Origin of the sequence: Synechococcus sp. R6-10 (assembly GCF_047461815.1) — a bacterium.
Classification (GTDB): Bacteria; Cyanobacteriota; Cyanobacteriia; order Thermostichales; family Thermostichaceae; genus Thermostichus.
In genome coordinates this window covers 1-16483 of the sequence record NZ_JANSHW010000089.1, presented here as the reverse complement: position 1 = coordinate 16483, position 16483 = coordinate 1, and the positions used below count along the sequence as shown (strand labels likewise).

At 58.7% G+C, this 16483-nt stretch carries 17 protein-coding genes and 1 other RNA gene; 13 read left to right on the top strand and 5 right to left on the bottom strand.

Translation table 11 applies throughout. From position 1 onward, the window contains the following. Positions 1-245 precede the first annotated feature (245 nt). The 12 genes from NW837_RS03090 (at position 246) to NW837_RS03035 (ending at position 8317) form a co-directional block, all read left to right on the top strand. Complete coding sequence (locus tag NW837_RS03090) at positions 246-650, top strand: hypothetical protein (protein ID WP_414329214.1); 405 nt, start codon at positions 246-248, stop codon at positions 648-650. A gap of 130 nt (positions 651-780) precedes the next feature. Continuing rightward, positions 781-999: an NAD(P)H-quinone oxidoreductase subunit O gene (gene ndhO, locus NW837_RS03085; protein WP_414329213.1), complete on the top strand. Its 219-nt coding sequence runs from the start codon at positions 781-783 to the stop codon at positions 997-999. Positions 1000-1056: 57 nt separating this feature from the next. Further along, on the top strand, positions 1057-1884 hold the full coding sequence (locus NW837_RS03080; RefSeq protein ID WP_414329212.1) for a cell division protein FtsQ/DivIB: 828 nt from the start codon (positions 1057-1059) through the stop codon (positions 1882-1884). Between the two features lie 7 nt (positions 1885-1891). After that, a complete protein-coding gene (locus NW837_RS03075) occupies positions 1892-2617 on the top strand; it encodes an energy-coupling factor ABC transporter ATP-binding protein (protein WP_414329211.1) in 726 nt (241 codons plus the stop codon). Positions 2618-3127: 510 nt separating this feature from the next. Next, on the top strand, positions 3128-3436 hold the full coding sequence (locus NW837_RS03070; RefSeq protein ID WP_011430450.1) for a carbon dioxide-concentrating mechanism protein CcmK: 309 nt from the start codon (positions 3128-3130) through the stop codon (positions 3434-3436). 71 nt (positions 3437-3507) lie between these two features. Continuing rightward, entirely contained in the window at positions 3508-3849 is a 342-nt protein-coding gene (locus NW837_RS03065) for a carbon dioxide-concentrating mechanism protein CcmK (RefSeq protein ID WP_011433395.1), read from the top strand. Continuing rightward, entirely contained in the window at positions 3849-4148 is a 300-nt protein-coding gene (locus tag NW837_RS03060; RefSeq protein WP_011433394.1) for a EutN/CcmL family microcompartment protein, read from the top strand. Before NW837_RS03065 ends, NW837_RS03060 begins: the two co-directional genes overlap by 1 nt. 71 nt (positions 4149-4219) lie before the next feature. Next, complete coding sequence (locus NW837_RS03055; protein WP_414329210.1) at positions 4220-6181, top strand: ribulose bisphosphate carboxylase small subunit; 1962 nt, start codon at positions 4220-4222, stop codon at positions 6179-6181. A gap of 66 nt (positions 6182-6247) precedes the next feature. Continuing rightward, positions 6248-6931 carry a hypothetical protein gene (locus tag NW837_RS03050; RefSeq protein WP_414329209.1) on the top strand — a complete coding sequence of 228 codons (684 nt, stop codon included), beginning with the start codon at positions 6248-6250 and terminating at the stop codon, positions 6929-6931. 26 nt (positions 6932-6957) lie between these two features. Continuing rightward, the gene (locus NW837_RS03045) at positions 6958-7680 is read left to right on the top strand and encodes a carbon dioxide-concentrating mechanism protein CcmK (protein ID WP_414329208.1); all 723 of its coding nucleotides are present in this window, start codon (positions 6958-6960) and stop codon (positions 7678-7680) included. Positions 7681-7752: 72 nt separating this feature from the next. Further along, positions 7753-7850: signal recognition particle sRNA small type (gene ffs / locus NW837_RS03040), an RNA gene on the top strand. A gap of 62 nt (positions 7851-7912) precedes the next feature. Then, positions 7913-8317: a hypothetical protein gene (locus tag NW837_RS03035; RefSeq protein ID WP_414329207.1), complete on the top strand. Its 405-nt coding sequence runs from the start codon at positions 7913-7915 to the stop codon at positions 8315-8317. A 302-nt stretch (positions 8318-8619) separates the two neighbouring features. On the opposite strand, the gene serS is transcribed toward NW837_RS03035, so the two are convergent. From serS to NW837_RS03015, 4 genes are all read right to left on the bottom strand, one after another. Then, positions 8620-9927: a serine--tRNA ligase gene (gene serS, locus NW837_RS03030; RefSeq protein ID WP_414329206.1), complete on the bottom strand. Its 1308-nt coding sequence runs from the start codon at positions 9925-9927 to the stop codon at positions 8620-8622. A 34-nt stretch (positions 9928-9961) separates the two neighbouring features. Beyond that, positions 9962-10954 (bottom strand): ketol-acid reductoisomerase, encoded by a 993-nt coding sequence (gene ilvC, locus NW837_RS03025; RefSeq protein ID WP_414329205.1) that lies wholly within the window; start codon positions 10952-10954, stop codon positions 9962-9964. 63 nt (positions 10955-11017) lie between these two features. Then, positions 11018-12499 carry a glycosyltransferase gene (locus NW837_RS03020; RefSeq protein ID WP_414329204.1) on the bottom strand — a complete coding sequence of 494 codons (1482 nt, stop codon included), beginning with the start codon at positions 12497-12499 and terminating at the stop codon, positions 11018-11020. 187 nt (positions 12500-12686) lie between these two features. After that, positions 12687-13148, bottom strand: a complete 462-nt coding sequence (locus tag NW837_RS03015; protein ID WP_414329203.1) for a YlqD family protein — start codon at positions 13146-13148, stop codon at positions 12687-12689. Positions 13149-13426: 278 nt separating this feature from the next. Here NW837_RS03015 and hemC point away from each other — a divergent pair, with 278 nt between their 5' ends. Then, positions 13427-14413 carry a hydroxymethylbilane synthase gene (hemC, locus tag NW837_RS03010; protein ID WP_414329202.1) on the top strand — a complete coding sequence of 329 codons (987 nt, stop codon included), beginning with the start codon at positions 13427-13429 and terminating at the stop codon, positions 14411-14413. Between the two features lie 1091 nt (positions 14414-15504). Here the strand turns inward: hemC and NW837_RS03005 are convergent. Continuing rightward, positions 15505-16368, bottom strand: a complete 864-nt coding sequence (locus tag NW837_RS03005; protein WP_414329201.1) for a hypothetical protein — start codon at positions 16366-16368, stop codon at positions 15505-15507. Positions 16369-16483: the final 115 nt, after the last annotated feature.

Here is a 16483-nt window from a genome sequence, read left to right as displayed (position 1 = left end):
CTTTTGCCAAACCGCCTAAAGCTCAGTAAATTCAGCAAAGTTCAGGGTTTTGGGGGTTAGAGGCATGCTCTCTCCCTCTGAGGTGCGGGATCCAGAAACCCTTCTGCCCCGGAGGGCAGGGTGCTCTAAGTTGGCTTAACATTATTTCATGACCGGGCCTGGCCCTCACCTTGCCAAGGGCGGGTGGCCAATATCAGTGCCTAGGGATCCGGCTCAACTTCCTTCCCATTGCAGGCAAAACGACCATGGTAGGCATCTTCAAGCGCTTGTTCGGCTCGCGCGGCAAAGCTGCGGCCACGTCCTCACCGGAAACTGTTGCTAAGCCAACCCCAAAGAAAGCGAAAAACGACAATACTTTTTTTCTCGACCCAGATGAAGCCAAAACCCTTGGCAACATCGAGTATATGCGCACCCCCAGGATCGTGAAGCACACCTTCCAGGATTTTGGCAGCAAGGAGAAGGTGGAGGTGGTGGAGCAGGTCTCTTCCCTCAGCAAAGTTAAGTTGTCCACAGAGCAAGCCAAAACTCCTGAAACTGCTGTTGAGCAGGGATCCTCCGCTTCAAGCAGCAGCGGAGTAAGCCCACGCCGTCAAGGGGGATCGGACATGGATACCTTCCGCAATATGGCCCGCAGCCTGAGACGCAAATAGGCCAAATTCAGGTTGATCCTCGTCAGAGCCGAGCCAGAGGCTGGATCCCAGCTTTCCTCTTCGCAGCAGCGACAGGCGTGATACAACTGCTATCGAACCGGCTAATCTGCGACTGAACTGAGGAGGAGCAATGGCGATTAAGCGAGGCACCCTGGTGCGGGCCATCCGCGAGAAACTGGAGGGTAGTTTAGAAGCGCAGGCAAGCGATCCTTTTATTCCCAACTACGTTTTCGAGACCGCCGGAGAAGTGGTGGATATCAAAGATAACTACCTGCAAATTAAGTTTGGGGCTGTTCCCACCCCTACGGTTTGGCTGCGCGCAGATCAAGTTCAGGAGATTGCGGGTTGAATAGAAGCAGGGAATGCTTCCCATCTCCACACCCTGTGATGGGGTGAAGGGGGATCCATGGCGCTTCTGGCTGCTCCCACCCGTGAACAACTTTTGCAGCGCAGGCGGCTTTTGCGTCGGCAACGGCGCAGCCGGTTTTGGCAGGGATCCTGGCGCTTGACCAGTTCGATAGCCCTCCTGACGCTGCTGGTGCTGGGCCTACGGCAGCCCCACTGGCAAATTCGTCAGCCAGAACAGATTCAGGTAAAGGGTGCCCACTGGGTCGATCCCGCCTGGATACGGGCACAATTGCCCCTGCAGTATCCCCTCAACATTTGGCAGGTGCAACCGGCTGTTTTGGAAAGGGCTTTGCTGGGATCCCCGACCCGCCCCTCTCCCATCGAAAGCGTCCAGGTGCAGCGGCGGCTGCTGCCGGTGGGTGTCATCGTCCAGGTGCGGGAACGGCAACCTGTGGCGCGCGCGCGATGGGGCGACCAGATGGGCTGGGTGGATGTCCAGGGCAACTGGCTGTCTCCGGATCCCTACCGTTCCCCCGCGTCTTGGCCTGAGCTGGAGCTGCTGGGCTGGGAGAACCACACCCCAGAGCAATGGGCGCTGTTGCTCAGGGCTTTACAGCAGTCTGAAATTCAGATCAGGGCAGTGGATTGGCAATCTGGAGCGGGAATTACCCTGCATACTGAGCTGGGCAACGTCTACCTGGGGCCGATTTCCGACCGCTTGCCCTTGCAAATTCAGACCCTCAACCAAATGCGGGATCTGCGCCGCTACTGCGAGTGTACGCCCGACGACATCGTCCAGATTGACCTCACCAGCCCCAGTGTGCCCACCTTGCAACTTACCCCCACGGCCACCCAGGAGCGCTGGAAAGACGTGCGGATGCCCTAGCTTTGCTATGAACCCGGTGCCGGCGGTGGAGGTGAACCAATTGTGGACAGCTTATCCCGGTCATCCGCCGGTGCTGCAAGGGCTGGATCTACGGGTCGAGGTTGGGCAACATCTGGGGGTGATCGGCCCCAATGGCGCGGGTAAAACTACCCTGTTCCTCACCCTCTGCGGCCTGTTGCCCCCCTGCTCTGGCCAGGTGAGTTTGTTTGGCCAGCCGCTGCGGCCCGGCCAGTTTCGCCCTGAGGTGGGGTTGGTGTTTCAGGATCCCAACGACCAACTGTTTGCCCCATCGGTGGCCGAAGATGTGGCCTTCGGACTGCGCAATTTGGCCCGTCCTGAGGCGGAGATTGCGGCTGCCGTTCAGGCCGCCCTGCAGATGACCGGCACCCTCCATTTGGCCGATCGTCCCCCCCATCACCTCTCTGGTGGGGAAAAGCGCATGGTCGCCATTGCCGGGATCCTGGCGATGAAACCCCAGTTGGTGCTCTACGATGAGCCGACGGCCAACCTCGATTTGCGAGCCCGGCGCCGGTTGATAGTTTTTTTGCAGCAGGCTGCCCACACTTTTCTGCTGGCTTCCCACGATCTGGAGCTGATCTTGGAGGTGTGCGATCAGGTCATCCTGTTGGATCAAGGGCGGATCTGGGCCCAGGGATCCCCAGCCCACCTGATGGGCCGAGCCGACCTCATGGAAGCCCACGGCCTGGAAGTGCCCCCCTCGCTGCGCCGATAACGACAAAAGTTGAAAAGATATCAAGAATTATTTTTAAGCTGACAACATTTTTGCCTCTCTTAATAAAAAGCTATCGTGCTAATTAAAAATATTGATTTTCGTCCAGGATTGAGTGGGGATATCATTTTGTTAAGTCGGGGATCCCTTCTCTGAGCTGTCCTAGTCAATTTTGTATGATCGATTTTGTACAAGAAAGATGTGGACTTAGCTCAGAGTTGGCAGCTTTGCCCGCCTGAGTGACAGTTGCGGTTAACCCTGATGGCTCCTACAACCTGTTCTGACTTCAGTCGGAGGTCTGTGGCTCAGAGCCTTCTCCCCTCAGAGGGGGGTCTCTGGTGGCTGGGGTAGGTGTCGCCGGGAAAAGCTGTCAATCGAGATTTGGGCAGAGGATCTCTCTGATGAAATCGAAAGGAGATTGCATGAGCGAACCCAATAAGCGAGATCACTTTGCCTTGCTACTGGGTTCGACAGCGTTCAGGAACTGAGTGTGTTCAAAAGTGGAGAGTTGATATGCCTATTGCAGTTGGAATGATCGAAACCCGCGGGTTCCCGGCAGTGGTAGAAGCTGCCGACGCCATGGTCAAGGCAGCCCGCGTTACCCTGGTGGGTTACGAGAAAATCGGCAGCGGTCGGGTCACCGTGATCGTGCGGGGGGATGTCTCGGAGGTGCAAGCTTCGGTAGCCGCCGGTTTGGAGTCTGCCAAGCGGGTGAGCGGGGGTGAGATTCTCTCCCACCACATCATTGCCCGTCCCCACGAGAACCTGGAGTTTGTGTTGCCCATCCGCTATACCGAGGCGGTAGAGCAGTTCCGCACCTAGTCCCCACTTCAGTAAAGTTCGCACCCCAGAAAGTTCGCACCCCACTTTCACTTTCAGCGTAAGGAGTACCTATGGCTATTGCAGTTGGAATGATCGAAACCCTGGGCTTCCCGGCAGTGGTAGAAGCTGCCGACGCCATGGTCAAGGCAGCCCGCGTTACCCTGGTGGGTTACGAGAAAATCAGCAGCGGTCGGGTCACCGTGATCGTGCGGGGGGATGTCTCGGAGGTGCAAGCCTCGGTGGCTGCCGGCATTGACTCGGTGAAGCGGGTGAACGGCGGCCAGTTGTTGTCTTGGCACATTATCGCCCGTCCCCACGAGAACCTGGAGTACGTGTTGCCCATTCGCTACACCGAGGATGTGGCTCAGTTCCGCGAAGGGGTAAATGCCATCCGTCCCTTCACCCGTCCCTGATGCGTATTGCCATTGTGCGGGGCACCGTCACCAGCACTCAAAAGGATCCCAGCTTGACGGGCGTGAAGTTTTTGTTGGTGCAGTACGTCGATCTCGAGGGCCAGCCGCAACCCGATTACGCTGTGGCTGCCGATCCGGTGGGGGCCGGCATTGACGAGTGGGTGCTGGTTAGCCAAGGCAGTGCCGCTCGCCAGCCGCAAGGAAACCAGACTCGCCCGCTGGATGCAGTGGTGATGGCGATTATCGATACGGTCAGCGTTGGCGGTCGCTCTCTCTACAACAAGCGCGATCAACGCTAGCTGGGATCCCTTCCCTTCTCATCTCTCTTGCTGCCCTTGTCCGCCCTACTGCGTTCTAGAGGCTCACGGTTATGCCTGCTCACACCTATGCTGCACCGCCAACGCCCTGGTCTCGCCGACTGGCGGAGCCCAAGATCGATCCCACAGCCTACGTGCATTCTTTCTCCAACCTCATTGGGGATGTGCGGGTGGAAGCGGAGGTGCTGATCGCCCCGGGAACTTCCATTCGCGCTGACGAGGGATCCCCCTTCCACATTGGCGCCAGATCCAACATTCAGGATGGGGTGGTCATCCACGGCCTGGAACAGGGGCGGGTGATAGGAGAAGACGGCCAACCCTACTCCGTTTGGATTGGCAGAAACACTTCCATTGCCCACATGGCTCTGATCCACGGGCCGGCCTACGTGGGCAACGACTGCTTTATTGGCTTCCGCTCGACGGTGTTCAACGCTCGGGTTGGGGATGGCTGCATCATCATGTTGCATTGCCTGATCCAGGATGTGGAGATCCCCCCAGGCAAGTACGTGCCTTCTGGATCCATCATCACCACCCAGGCCGAGGCCGACCGGCTGCCCGACGTCCAGGATAGCGATGCCAAGTTTGCCCAACACGTGATCGGCATCAACCAAGCCCTGCGAGAGGGCTACCAGTGCAGCGAAAACCTCGTCTGTATCGCTCCCATCCGCAACGAACTGCAGCGCACCTCTAACTCAACGGCTACGGAGACGGCACCCATGACTCATTCTTCCCATCGCGGCAATGGCCGGAACGGCGGCGGATCCCCTCTCAAGCCGGAGGTGGTGGAGCAAATTCGTGCCCTGTTGGCCCAAGGCTATCGCGTGGGGCTAGAGTATGCCGATGCTCGCCGCTTCAAAACCTCTTCCTGGCAAAGCGAAAGCCCAATCGCCAGCACCCACGAGGCGGAGGTGGTGCGATCGCTGGGGGCCATCCTGGCGGAGCACCAGGGAGAATATGTGCGCCTACTGGGGATCGATCCCAAGGCCAAACGGCGGGTGCTGGAGCAGATCATCCAAACCCCCGATGGGCCGGCGCTGGTCTCTGGGATGCCCAGCCGCGTCTCGGCAGCCGCTGCCCCGAGTTCTGGCACATCCGGCCCTCAGTCTGGCTCAGGGCTAGAGGAAGAAATCCGAACGCTGTTGGCGCAGGGGTATCGCATTGGCCTGGAGGTGGCCGATGCCCGCCGCTACCGCACCTCTTCTTGGCAGACCTTGGGCAATTTGAGCGGTCAGCCGCAGGAGATCCTGGCCGCTGTTCAGGCTGCCCTGGCGGAGCACAGAGGGGAATATGTGCGCCTGCTGGGGATCGATCCCAAAGGCAAGCGGCGGGTGCTGGAGAAGGTCATTCAAACCCCGCAAGGCCAGGTGAGCAGCAGTCCTGCAGGAACCGGCGTGGTGGCAGATACGGCTCCTGCGGCAGGGGGCAGTGCCGGCCTGGATCTGGAGGTGCAGGAGGAGGTGCATCGGCTGCTGGCTCAGGGCTATCGCATCGGCTACGAATATGCCGACGAGCGCCGCTTCAAAACCTCTTCCTGGCAGAGTGGGCCGGCCATTCGCGCCACCCGCGGGCCAGAGGTGTTGGCTAAGCTGACGGCTGCCCTGGCGGAGCACCAGGGAGAGTATGTACGCCTGCTGGGGATCGATCCCAAAGGCAAACGGCGGGTCTATGAGCGCATCATCCAAACCCCTGGCGGAAAATCTGCTGCTGCTGCCGTGGCTCCCGCTTCCGCGACCAAGGGATCCCTTTCTGGCACCCGCCTCAGCGCCGAGGTGGTGGCTCAGGTGCAGCAGTTGCTCAGCCAAGGCTACCGCATCGGCACCGAACATGCGGACAAGCGCCGTTTTCGCACGTCTTCCTGGCAAAGCTGTAGCCCCATCGAGGCCACCCAAGTGCCGCAAGTGGTGGCAGCTCTGGAAGCCTGTCTGGAGGAACATCGCGGCGAATACGTCCGCCTGCTGGGTATTGACCCAAAAGCCAAACGGCGAGTGCTGGAGCAGATCATCCAAACCCCTTGAGGGATCCCAGCTTTTTTTGACCTCTGTTGGTTCAAGTCCAACCCCCCAGCGATGAGGAGCACCCTGTTGGCCTCTACTTTGCCCAACTCCATGACGCTCCGCAGCTTGCTCGGCCAAAACGGCGAAACTCGCTATTTTGTCAGTGGTGAGGTACAGGTGGAAGCCGGGGCGGGGATTGGGGCAGGGGTGCTGCTGCGGGCCAACCCCGGCTGTCGAATTCACATCGGGCGCGGCGCGTGTATCGGCATGGGATCCGTCCTGCACGCCTGTGGGGGATCCCTCATCGTGGAGGCGGGCGCAACCTTGGGAATGGGGGTGCTGGTGATCGGGCAGGGCACCATCGGCAAAAACGCCTGCATCGGCTCAGAAGCCACAGTGCTGAATTGTTCGGTGCTCAGCCAAGCAGTCATTCCCCCCGGCTCGCTGCTCGGGGATCCCACCTATGGTTTCGATCCCCAGGAGGCGGGCGGCAGCAAGCCCATCCCGGCAGAGCCCTCGCCGGCGGCAGTGGAAATGGCTCCAGAGATGTCGCCTGAGCCGTCTCCCCCACCCAGTTCTCCGGTGGCCAATGTTGAAAAGCAAACCCGCCGCTGGCAGGAAGCTGCCGAGCAAACCCAAGAAAAGTCCGGTTCCCCAAGGACCAAAACGCGCAACCTCAATGGGATCCCTGGCCATTGGGAATTGGATCGCCTCTTGAGCAAGATTTATCCCCATCGACAGGTGCTCTCCTCTGGGGATAGTCGGCTCTAATGGCTAAACTGGCGTGAGTGGTTAGGATGCCGATGTCAACCTCCCTGGGCCTGATTCAGACGCGCAGCTTTCCGGTCATCGTGCGCATTGCCGACGCTATGACCAAGTCGGCAGGCGTGACGCTGATCGGCTTTGAGAAAACCTCGGGGGGCTACTGCACAGCCATTGTGCGGGGGGGAATTGCCGATGTGCGCATTGCCATTGAGGAGGGCATTGAGCTGGCCCGCCAGTTTGACCAAGAGGAGATCTCCAGTTTGGTGATCCCGCGCCCCCTGCCCAACTTGGAAGTGGTACTGCCGATCAGCAGCAAGCTGTCTCAACTGGCACAAAACCGCGGCTACAGCCGCCTCAGTAACTTGGCCGTGGGCCTGCTGGAAACTCGCGGCTTCCCGGCAATGGTGGGAGCTGCCGATGTCATGCTCAAAACCGCGGATGTCCAACTGGCGGCCTACGAGACCATTGGGGATGGCCTATGTACGGCCATTATCCGCGGTACAGTGGCCAACGTGGCCATTGCCATCGATGCCGGCATGTACGAAGCAGAGCGCATTGGGGAATTGCACGCGGTGGCAGTGATCCCCCGCCCTCTGGACGAACTGGAGCAAGCGCTGCCCGTGGCCAGTTGTTTTGTTGCTCAACCGGTTACCCTGCCGGTAACCCTTCCTCAAGTTCAGGAACAGGAGGTGCAGCGCAGCGATACAGCCGTAGAGCGGATCCCTGTTTATCTGGAGCCGCCTGAAACTCCCTAGCCCCCTGAGAAACCCATCTGTTGCCCAAGAAAGCCGAGCAGGGCAGAGGAGAAAAATGCTAGGCTACTGGAAGACCTGGGTCCGTGCAGCTCCGACGCCCAAACCGTGTCAGGATCGGAAGATAGCAGCACCACGGGATGCTCTGAGCAGGCGCGTCAACCCGGGTCGCCCTTTGCAGCCCTACTTCTCTCTGCTGGGTTCTCTCCTCCTTGCCCTAGCAGCGCATTACACTATGTCCGAAACAGACAATCCCCTCGCCAACTGGGCTCAAAAAGCCTTTTACTTCGGCATGGGTTTGGCGGCTGTGGCGGCGGATAATGCTGCCAAGGTGGCCAGCAAAGCGGGTATCCGTCTGATGGAGTTGCGCAAGCAGGCGCAAGCTTTGGTGGACGAGCTGGTGGAGCGGGGGGCGATGACCGCTGAAGAGGCGCGGGCTTACATGGATGCCATCGCCGCCAACGCCAACCGCAAGGGAGAAGACAGACAAACTGCCGGTCCCCGCAAGATCACCATCGACGACATTAGCAATGCCGAGGGCGAGGCAGGCACGGCCATCGAACTTTCAGAAGCGGCCCGTTTGCGCCAGAAGATCGCTGAATTGCAAGCTGAGTTGGATCGCCTCAAGGGCAAATCTTGAGCGGAAGGACAGCCCGGCAGGAAGGTAGGAATGCATTGCTTCCTAGCTCCTCTCCCCTTTTGCATAGCGGAAGCGGTACCGCAGAGCACTTGGGAAGTGTCTCAACCTAACTTGAAATGACCCTAAAGATTGAGGCTACCGTCAGGTGGATCGTCTCTGTGAAGTGTTAGGGATCCTCATCCTTGTAGAGCGAGGAGCAGGTCAAGCTGATTCATTTCCAAACTGCAGAAAAGATAAGGGCGTCTGCCGGGTGGGCAGGAGCGTCTCAATCGAGTCTCAATCAAACTGGGTTGAGTTTGAGATCAGACAGCAGGAATGAGGATCCCGTCTTCCGAGAGAAAGCGGGAGCTGAGAAAGGGACGCAGCGCCTTGGGAATGCGAATTGAGCCATCCGGCTGTTGGTGATTTTCCAGCAGGGCAGCCAGAGAGCGCCCCACCGCCAAGCCAGATCCGTTCAGGGTGTGGACAAACTGGGTGCCTTTCTGGCCGGCTTCTTTGTAGCGCAGGTTAGCACGGCGGGCCTGAAAGTCCCAGCAGTTGGAGCAACTGGAGATCTCGCGGTATTGATTTTGGGAGGGGAACCACACCTCCAAGTCAAAGCAGCGGGCTGCCGCAAAGCCCAAATCGCCGCTACACAGCTCCACCACCCGGTAGGGCAGCTCCAGCATCTGTAAGATGGCCTCGGCATCCTGCACCAGCTTCTCGTGTTCGGCTTCCGATTGATCTGGGCGAGTGACCTTAACCAGCTCCACTTTTTGAAACTGGTGCAACCGGATCAGCCCCTTGGTGTCGCGGCCATAGCTGCCCGCCTCACGGCGAAAACAAGGGGTGTAAGCACAGAAGTAAAGAGGAAGAGACTCTGCAGGGATCACCTCATCCCGGTACAGGTTGGTGAGGGGAACTTCCGCCGTCGGGATCAGCCACAGGTCGTCATCAGCACAGCGAAAACTATCTTCGGCAAACTTGGGCAACTGCCCCGTCCCCTGCAAAGCGGCGCTGTTGACCAAAAAGGGTGGGATCACCTCGGTGTAGCCGGCTGCAACGTGGCGCTCCAGCATCATGGCAATCAAAGCCCGTTCCAGGGCCGCGCCCGCCCCTACCATAGCCACAAAGCGGCTTTGGGCCACTTTGACCGCACGGCCAATCTCCAGCAACCCCAGTTTTTCGGCAATCTCGTCATGGGGAAGGACAGGATGGGCCGGCTTTAGCTCCTCACCCCAGCGGCGCACCTCTACATTGTCGGCCTCATCTCGGCCAACCGGCACGCTGGGCAGGGGCAAATTGGGCAGGGTAAGCAGCCGAGCACGAATCTCCTCTTCCAGCTCCCGTTCCTGCTGCTCCAGTTGGGCAATCTCGGCCTTGAGATCCACCCCCCGCTGCCGCAGGGCCGCCACTTCGGGGCCTTGGGGATCCGCCCCCTGGCGGATGATCTCGCCGACTTTTTTGCCGAGGCTGTTGCTTTCGGCCTGCAGGGATCCCTTGCGGGCCTCCAACTGCCGCCGCTCCCGATCCAACTGCAGGATCCCATCCAGATCGACTGTGGCCCGGCGGTTTTGCAGGGCTTGGCGTACCTGTTCAGGGCGATCCCGCAGCAGCTTCAGATCCAGCACAGAGATGGTCTACCCTCAGCTCCAGATATCCGACCTATTTCTTTAGCCAGCTAAACATGGCCCGCAGCTCCCTGCCCACCTGTTCAATGGGGTGTTCGGCCTCGCGGCGCCGCATCGCAGTAAGCCCTGGCTTGCCGGCCTGATTTTCCAAGACAAATTCACGGGCAAATTGGCCGCTTTGAATCTCGGCGAGGATGCGTTTCATCTCGGCGCGGGTTTGCTCCGTGATGATGCGGGGGCCACGGGTGTAGTCGCCGTATTCTGCCGTGTTGGAGATGCTGTGGCGCATTTTCTCCAAGCCCCCCTCGACAATGAGATCCACGATCAGCTTCACCTCGTGCAGGCACTCGAAGTAGGCCAGTTCCGGCTGGTAGCCCGCTTCCACCAAGGTTTCAAACCCCGCTTTGATCAGAGCCGTCAGCCCACCGCAGAGCACCACCTGCTCGCCAAAGAGGTCGGTTTCGGTCTCTTCCCGGAAGGTGGTTTCCAAAATGCCGGCCCGCGTGCCACCGATGGCTTTGGCATAGGCCATGGCCCGCTCCCGTGCCATTCCCGAGGCATCTTGATAGACGGCAAACAGGCAGGGCACCCCTTCCCCCGCTTGGTAGGTGCGCCGCACCAAGTGCCCAGGGCCTTTGGGGGCAACCATGATGACATCCACGTCTGCCGGAGGCTGGATCTGCCCGAAGTGAATGTTGAAGCCGTGGGCAAAGAGGAGCACGTTCCCCGGCTGCAGGTGGGGACGGATTTCGCCCTGGAAAACGGCCTTTTGCACTTCATCGGGCAGCAAAACCATTACCCAATCGGCGGCAGCGGCAGCATCCGCCACCGTTTTGACCATTAAGCCGTCTTGCTCGGCTTTGGGCCAGGAAGGGCTGCCAGGGTAAAGGCCAACGATGACCTGGACACCGCTATCGCGCAAATTGAGGGCGTGGGCGTGGCCTTGGCTGCCGTAGCCGATGATGGCAACGGTTTTATCGGCCAAAGGCTCCAGGTTGGCGTCGGTGTCGTAGTAGAGGCGGGCCATGGTCGAGCAGGGCGTGAGCAGGTGCTTGACTAGGATAGCAGGATTGGATCCAACTTGATGACCTCAAGCGCCGTGATGAACAGTTTTCACCCACCTTAGGCGCTTGGGCTGTACACACATGCGAGCGGTTGTGGCGATCATAACCGGCAGCCAGTGGAGCATGTAGACCAAGCCCAGGGCGGTGTGCCACCAAAGTCGCCGTCCGCGCAAGCCCTCCACCTGGCGTAGCCCCCGGTAAAAAGCCACCGTCAAGCAGCCCATCACCAGAGCGTTCAAGGGGAGCAGCACCGAGGAGTGGCCCGTCAACAGCACCCAGAGGGTATCGGGAACCAAGGCCATCGGCAGCAAGTACTGAGAAATAAAGAAGGCCCAGAGATCTACTGTTTTGGCCATCCCCATGCGGCGACTGAGGATCCCTGGCCAGTAGTCGAGATAGCGCTGGTAGCCCCCTTCTGCCCAGCGGCAGCGCTGGTGCCAGAGGCTTTTCCAAGAGGTGACCCCTTCTTCGACGATGGCCGGCTCTGGCAGAAAGGCGATATCTACGCCCGCCAGGTGCAGCTTAAAGGTGAGATCCAAGTCGTCGGTGAGGGTGGCCTCGTTCCAGCCGCCGCACTTTTCCAAAACATCTCGCCGCACCAGTTGGCCGTTGCCACGTAGCTCGCCAATACCCCTCACAGCCACGCGCTGCTGCTGGAAGTAAGCATCAGAGGCCATTTCCGCCACCTGCCCCAGAGTCCAGAAGTTGACCTTGGGGTTGCTCAGGGCCTTGCGCACCTGGACAGCGCCTACCGTCCGTCTGCTGAAACGGCTGCGCAGGCTTCCCACTTGAACAAACAAGGGCAGAGTGCGGGCAAGAAAATCCGAAGGCACCACAGCATCGGCATCGCAGACCAGGATGATCTCCCCTTGGGTGAGGGGCAGTACCTCGTTGAGGGCGCCGGACTTACCCCCGCCCCGCCCCGGCTGCCGCCGGTAAACCCGCAGATGGGGGATCCACTTTTGGGCTTCCCGCAGAACGTCAGGGGTGGCATCGCTGCTGTTGTCGTCGATGGCCCACAGCTCCAGATGGCTGGTGGGGTAACGGAGCTGGGTCAAGCTGTGCAACAGCCGTGGGAGCACTGCGCTCTCATTCTTGGCTGGGATCAACACGGCCACACGGGGCAAGGCCAGCCCGCCCAACTCAGAAAGCCCGCTCTGCCCATCCCGTTGCATTGGCAGGACAGAGTCATTGTTGTTAGGGTCATCGCTGTTATCTGTTGACCTGGGATCCCGGCGGGTCGCAGCGGCAGAAGGAAGTCTCAGAGGGGGCAGGGAGGTCGCCGGTTGCAGGCGAAATAAGCGGCTAATGTGGATCACCATGAACGTGGCCAAACCAACGGTGATCCAACGGGCCGTCGGCACCACATGCATCAGGCTGACCAACCCCCACACCATGGCCAGAACCAGCAGAGCCTTGAGACGGCGGCGTTGGGCCGAGGTGAGCAGCCAATCGGGAAGATGAAGATCCTCGAGAGGCTCCGGCTCTGACCAGACGAACTCAGACATGGGGATCCTCCCACGGGCGGCAATGTTACCCAACCTCGCCAGCCTGTGCGAGCGTTAACCCAAAGGCTGTTAAGAGGTTGTTACCTATTGTCACCCATTGTGTTGGCGAAACGGAGTTCTCGAGAACCTACAGGCGAGAAAAATTGGGGATCCCGACTGCCGCTTCTCCGGCAAGGGGGTGAGTAGCCTATGGGTTACCGCGAATCTCTTTGATCACCCCATCTTCCAGAAGGATCTCGACCTGCATTTTCTGGATCAGGTTGTCTCCTTTTTGGACTCGGAAGAAGCTCTCCACATTGCCCTGCAGCACTTCTTGGTTAAGCTCCAGGGTGCTCAGTTGGTTGATCTGCTGCAACAATTGGTTTTTCTGATCCAAGAGGCGGATTTTCTGCTCGTTCACGCGGCTTTTCACCGCTTCCACCTGTTGGAGCACTTGGGGGCTGTTGGGGTTGGGGCTCTGTTTCTCCAGTTCGGCAATAGCCCGCTTGCCCTGAAACTCCAGCTGTTGCATCTGAGCATCGGTGGCTTCGATCTGCCGCTCCAGTTGCTCCTGCATTTCCTTTTTCCAAAGGGGTGTGACCACCACCTTGATGGGAATGTTGCGCTTGAGCAGTAACTGAGTGCCGTTGCTGACGTTGTTTTCTTCCATAAGACCTATCCAGGCAGACGACCAACCAAACCAGGGGCTTGTGCCCATTGTAGAAAGCTCCCCTCAAAAGCTCTGGGGTTGGGGAAGAGGAGCTTGACAGACCGGATCCTCCCCCGCCGAGCCGGAGAATCCATCTACTTATCCTACCGGCTGGGATCCCTGCGGTAAAGTCTTGATTTCGGGAAACTGCAATTTTGGTTAAGGATCTTAAAGGTCGCCGCCTTGCCCTGGCACAGATTCGGCTAGCGTGAGAGACAGTGTTCTTTTTTGCGGCAGCCATGAGCGAACGGGCCTCGACCCCTTCCAAGCCCTCTGCTGGGATCACCGAGCCGGTGCGGATTGCCTCTCGAAAAAGCGAGTTGGCTTTGGTGCAGACCCAGTGGGTGATGGGTCAGTTGCAAGAACACCATCCGGGATTACCTCTGGAGCTCAACACCCTCTCCACCCAGGGAGACATCATCCTGGATGTAGCCCTGGCCAAAATTGGAGACAAAGGTCTCTTTACCAAGGAATTGGAAGTTAGCCTGCTCAACGGCAGCAGCGACTTGGCGGTACACAGCCTTAAAGACTTACCCACCCGCCTGCCGGAGGGCTTGGTGTTGGGGGCGATCACGCGGCGGGAGGATCCCCTGGATGCTTTGGTGGTGGGGGAAAAGTTCCGGGATTACCGACTGGCCACCCTGCCAGAGGGGACGGTGATCGGCACTTCATCGCTGCGGCGACTGGCCCAACTGCGCCATGCCTTTCCCCACTTGCACTTTAAGGATGTGCGGGGCAACCTCAACACCCGCTTGGCCAAGCTGGAGCGGGGAGAGTACGATGGCCTGATTTTGGCGGTGGCCGGCTTGAAGCGTCTGGGCAAAGCCGACCGGATCCACGAGGTGCTGGATCCCGGCGTGTCTCTGTACGCGGTTGGGCAGGGATCCCTGGGAATCGAGTGTCGGCAGGGAGATGAGCGGATTCTGGAGCTTATCCGACCCTTGGCCGATGCGGAGGCCACAGCCCGCTGCTTGGCAGAGCGAGCTTTCCTGCGGGCTTTGGAAGGAGGGTGTCAAGTGCCCATTGGCGTTCACAGCCAAGTCCAAGGGGAGGCGCTGCACCTAACCGGTATGGTGGCCGAGCTGGATGGCCGGCGGCTCATCCGCGATACTCAGACGGGATCCACCGCCGATCCCGAGGCAGTGGGGATGGCTCTTGCAGAAAAGCTAAAACAGCAGGGGGCCGACGAGATTTTGCAAGCCATTTTTGCCCAGGCCCGCCGTTAGGCTTTTCCACCCTTTCTGAGTAAGCTTTGAGGTCTGCAGCCAGGGGGAGTTGAAGAAAAGGGGGGCACGGAAGTCCCCCCCAAGGCAAATTTCACTCAACTTCAAATGGGAAACTCGCATTCACAGCAGCAGTATCTAAGCTCTAGCTTAGCTTCCAAAACCGCCGTATCATCCTGAACTACTAGGGTCACTCTGTTGTTGGCAATCTCTGCCGGCGAGAGGGTTAGAGTTTTGGTGAAGGTTTGGCCAGGCGGACTTGGGGAAGTATACAAAAACCCCGCTTGAGTTAAAGTCCCGCCGTTGTATAGGTAGTACTTGTCGTTCCCGGCATCAGGAGTTGTGTTACTTGTTGCCTGCAAGTTATTGCGATAGGTAAACGTAAGGGTGCCTCCCATCCGGCAGCCTGCTTTACAAGGGGGGCTCCATTGGAAGGTATGAGCAAAGAGTTTATTTGGTTGGGGCTCTCCCCAGTTGACTGTCCCGAAAGGGCCCTGGAGAGTTTCCCAAACTTTGGGTGGAACCTCCGATTCCAGGGGGGAAGCAGGGTTTGGCGGAGGAGCGCTGAGGGTTACTGAGCGCAACACCATGGGTCTCGAGCACGGAAGGCCAGGCAGAGGTCTTGGCGAAAGGGGGAAAGGAACCTGGCGGAATAGCTCATCTACAGTTTCTGAGGATTCTGCCGGAGCTATGGGAACTAGGGAGGGTATCGATCTAGGCACAGAAGGCATAGGCTGCCTAGCTGGCTCCGGGGCCTGAGCCACCAAAAAATGATCTCGAGCCAAGGCAGTACCTGGAAGAAAACCACTCTCCCAAAACGGTGTGAGTAGTAGAGCCAAAATGCCCAAGTGAAGCCCTGCTTTCATCTGTGTTCTCCAAACCTTAAAAGTATAGAGATGCCCGTTCTTCCTCAGTTACAGCTAAAGCCGACGGAGAGGAAAAATAATCTGGTAGCAAAGACTTTCCGGAATACGAGCAGGTTCCTCAAACCTTGTGAAATTTAATTAAGCTTAATTTAGGTCTTTGCCTTAAGGTGCGCTTAGTTAAACCAAATTAAACCAAGCGGACTTGGCTTCCCAGAAGGGAAAGAAAACTTAGGATCTGGAGAAGATGCGCCGCTCAAACTTCAGCCCAATCCAGATCACCCCGATCCCACAGGCCACCAACACCGCCGACTTGGCCAACAGGCCGGTTGGGTACTCGAAAAAGCGGGTCAGCACCACCAGGGTTAGCCCCAACAGTCCCTGCCAGAAGCGCACCCGCCGCCCTTGCTGTAGCCCTTCCCAGCAGAGCACTGCTGACAGCCCCAGCAACAGCAAGGTCACTATCCAGGGGGCAAAGAGGACCAAGGCTGCTCCTGCCGTCACGTTCAAAGGCACAGCGCTGCCGATCCCCAGCAAAAGCGCCAAGGCAACCAGAGAAATCAGAACAGCAGCATCCTTCAGCCAAGACGAAACGGGCTGGGATCTCTTCTCCTGCCAACCCTGCCACCAGCCCCAGCCCGTCAGCAGCAGCAACCCCACTGCCGACAAGCTCGCCCAGGGATCCCCAACGTTCCAGAGGGGATCCTCGGAAAGATCGACCCACGTCCCGACGAAGCTCCAGACATAGAGCAGGACACCCAACCCCAGCAGAGCCAAGTTCTGGGCTGTCGGGGCCAAATCCAAGCCTTGCTCCAGCTCGCCGGGAAGCTCTGGATCCCTTCCTTCAGTTAAAACCCGGCTTAGCCAAGGCTTATGGCGTTGGTGCCACAGACCCAACCCCCACACAACTGCAACACCAAGCAGATGCAAAAGGGTTAAACCTTGGAAAGAGCTGCCCAAACGCTCGGCTAACCCTTGCAACGCCAGGCCAAAGTTCACCACGGCCAGGGCAAAAACCCAGCGAGAGCAACACCAATAGGCCAGAGGAACCAGCAGGCCCAGGGTCAACCAAGGATAGAGGATGACTCTAGTCAATAATAAGCTCAACTATACTGAAAATAATGTATAATATGCTCACTACGGATTACTACCAGTTGATCTTTCTGTTTACTTTCGAGTCTGCCAACATGGTAGCCAAAGCAAAGCAGAA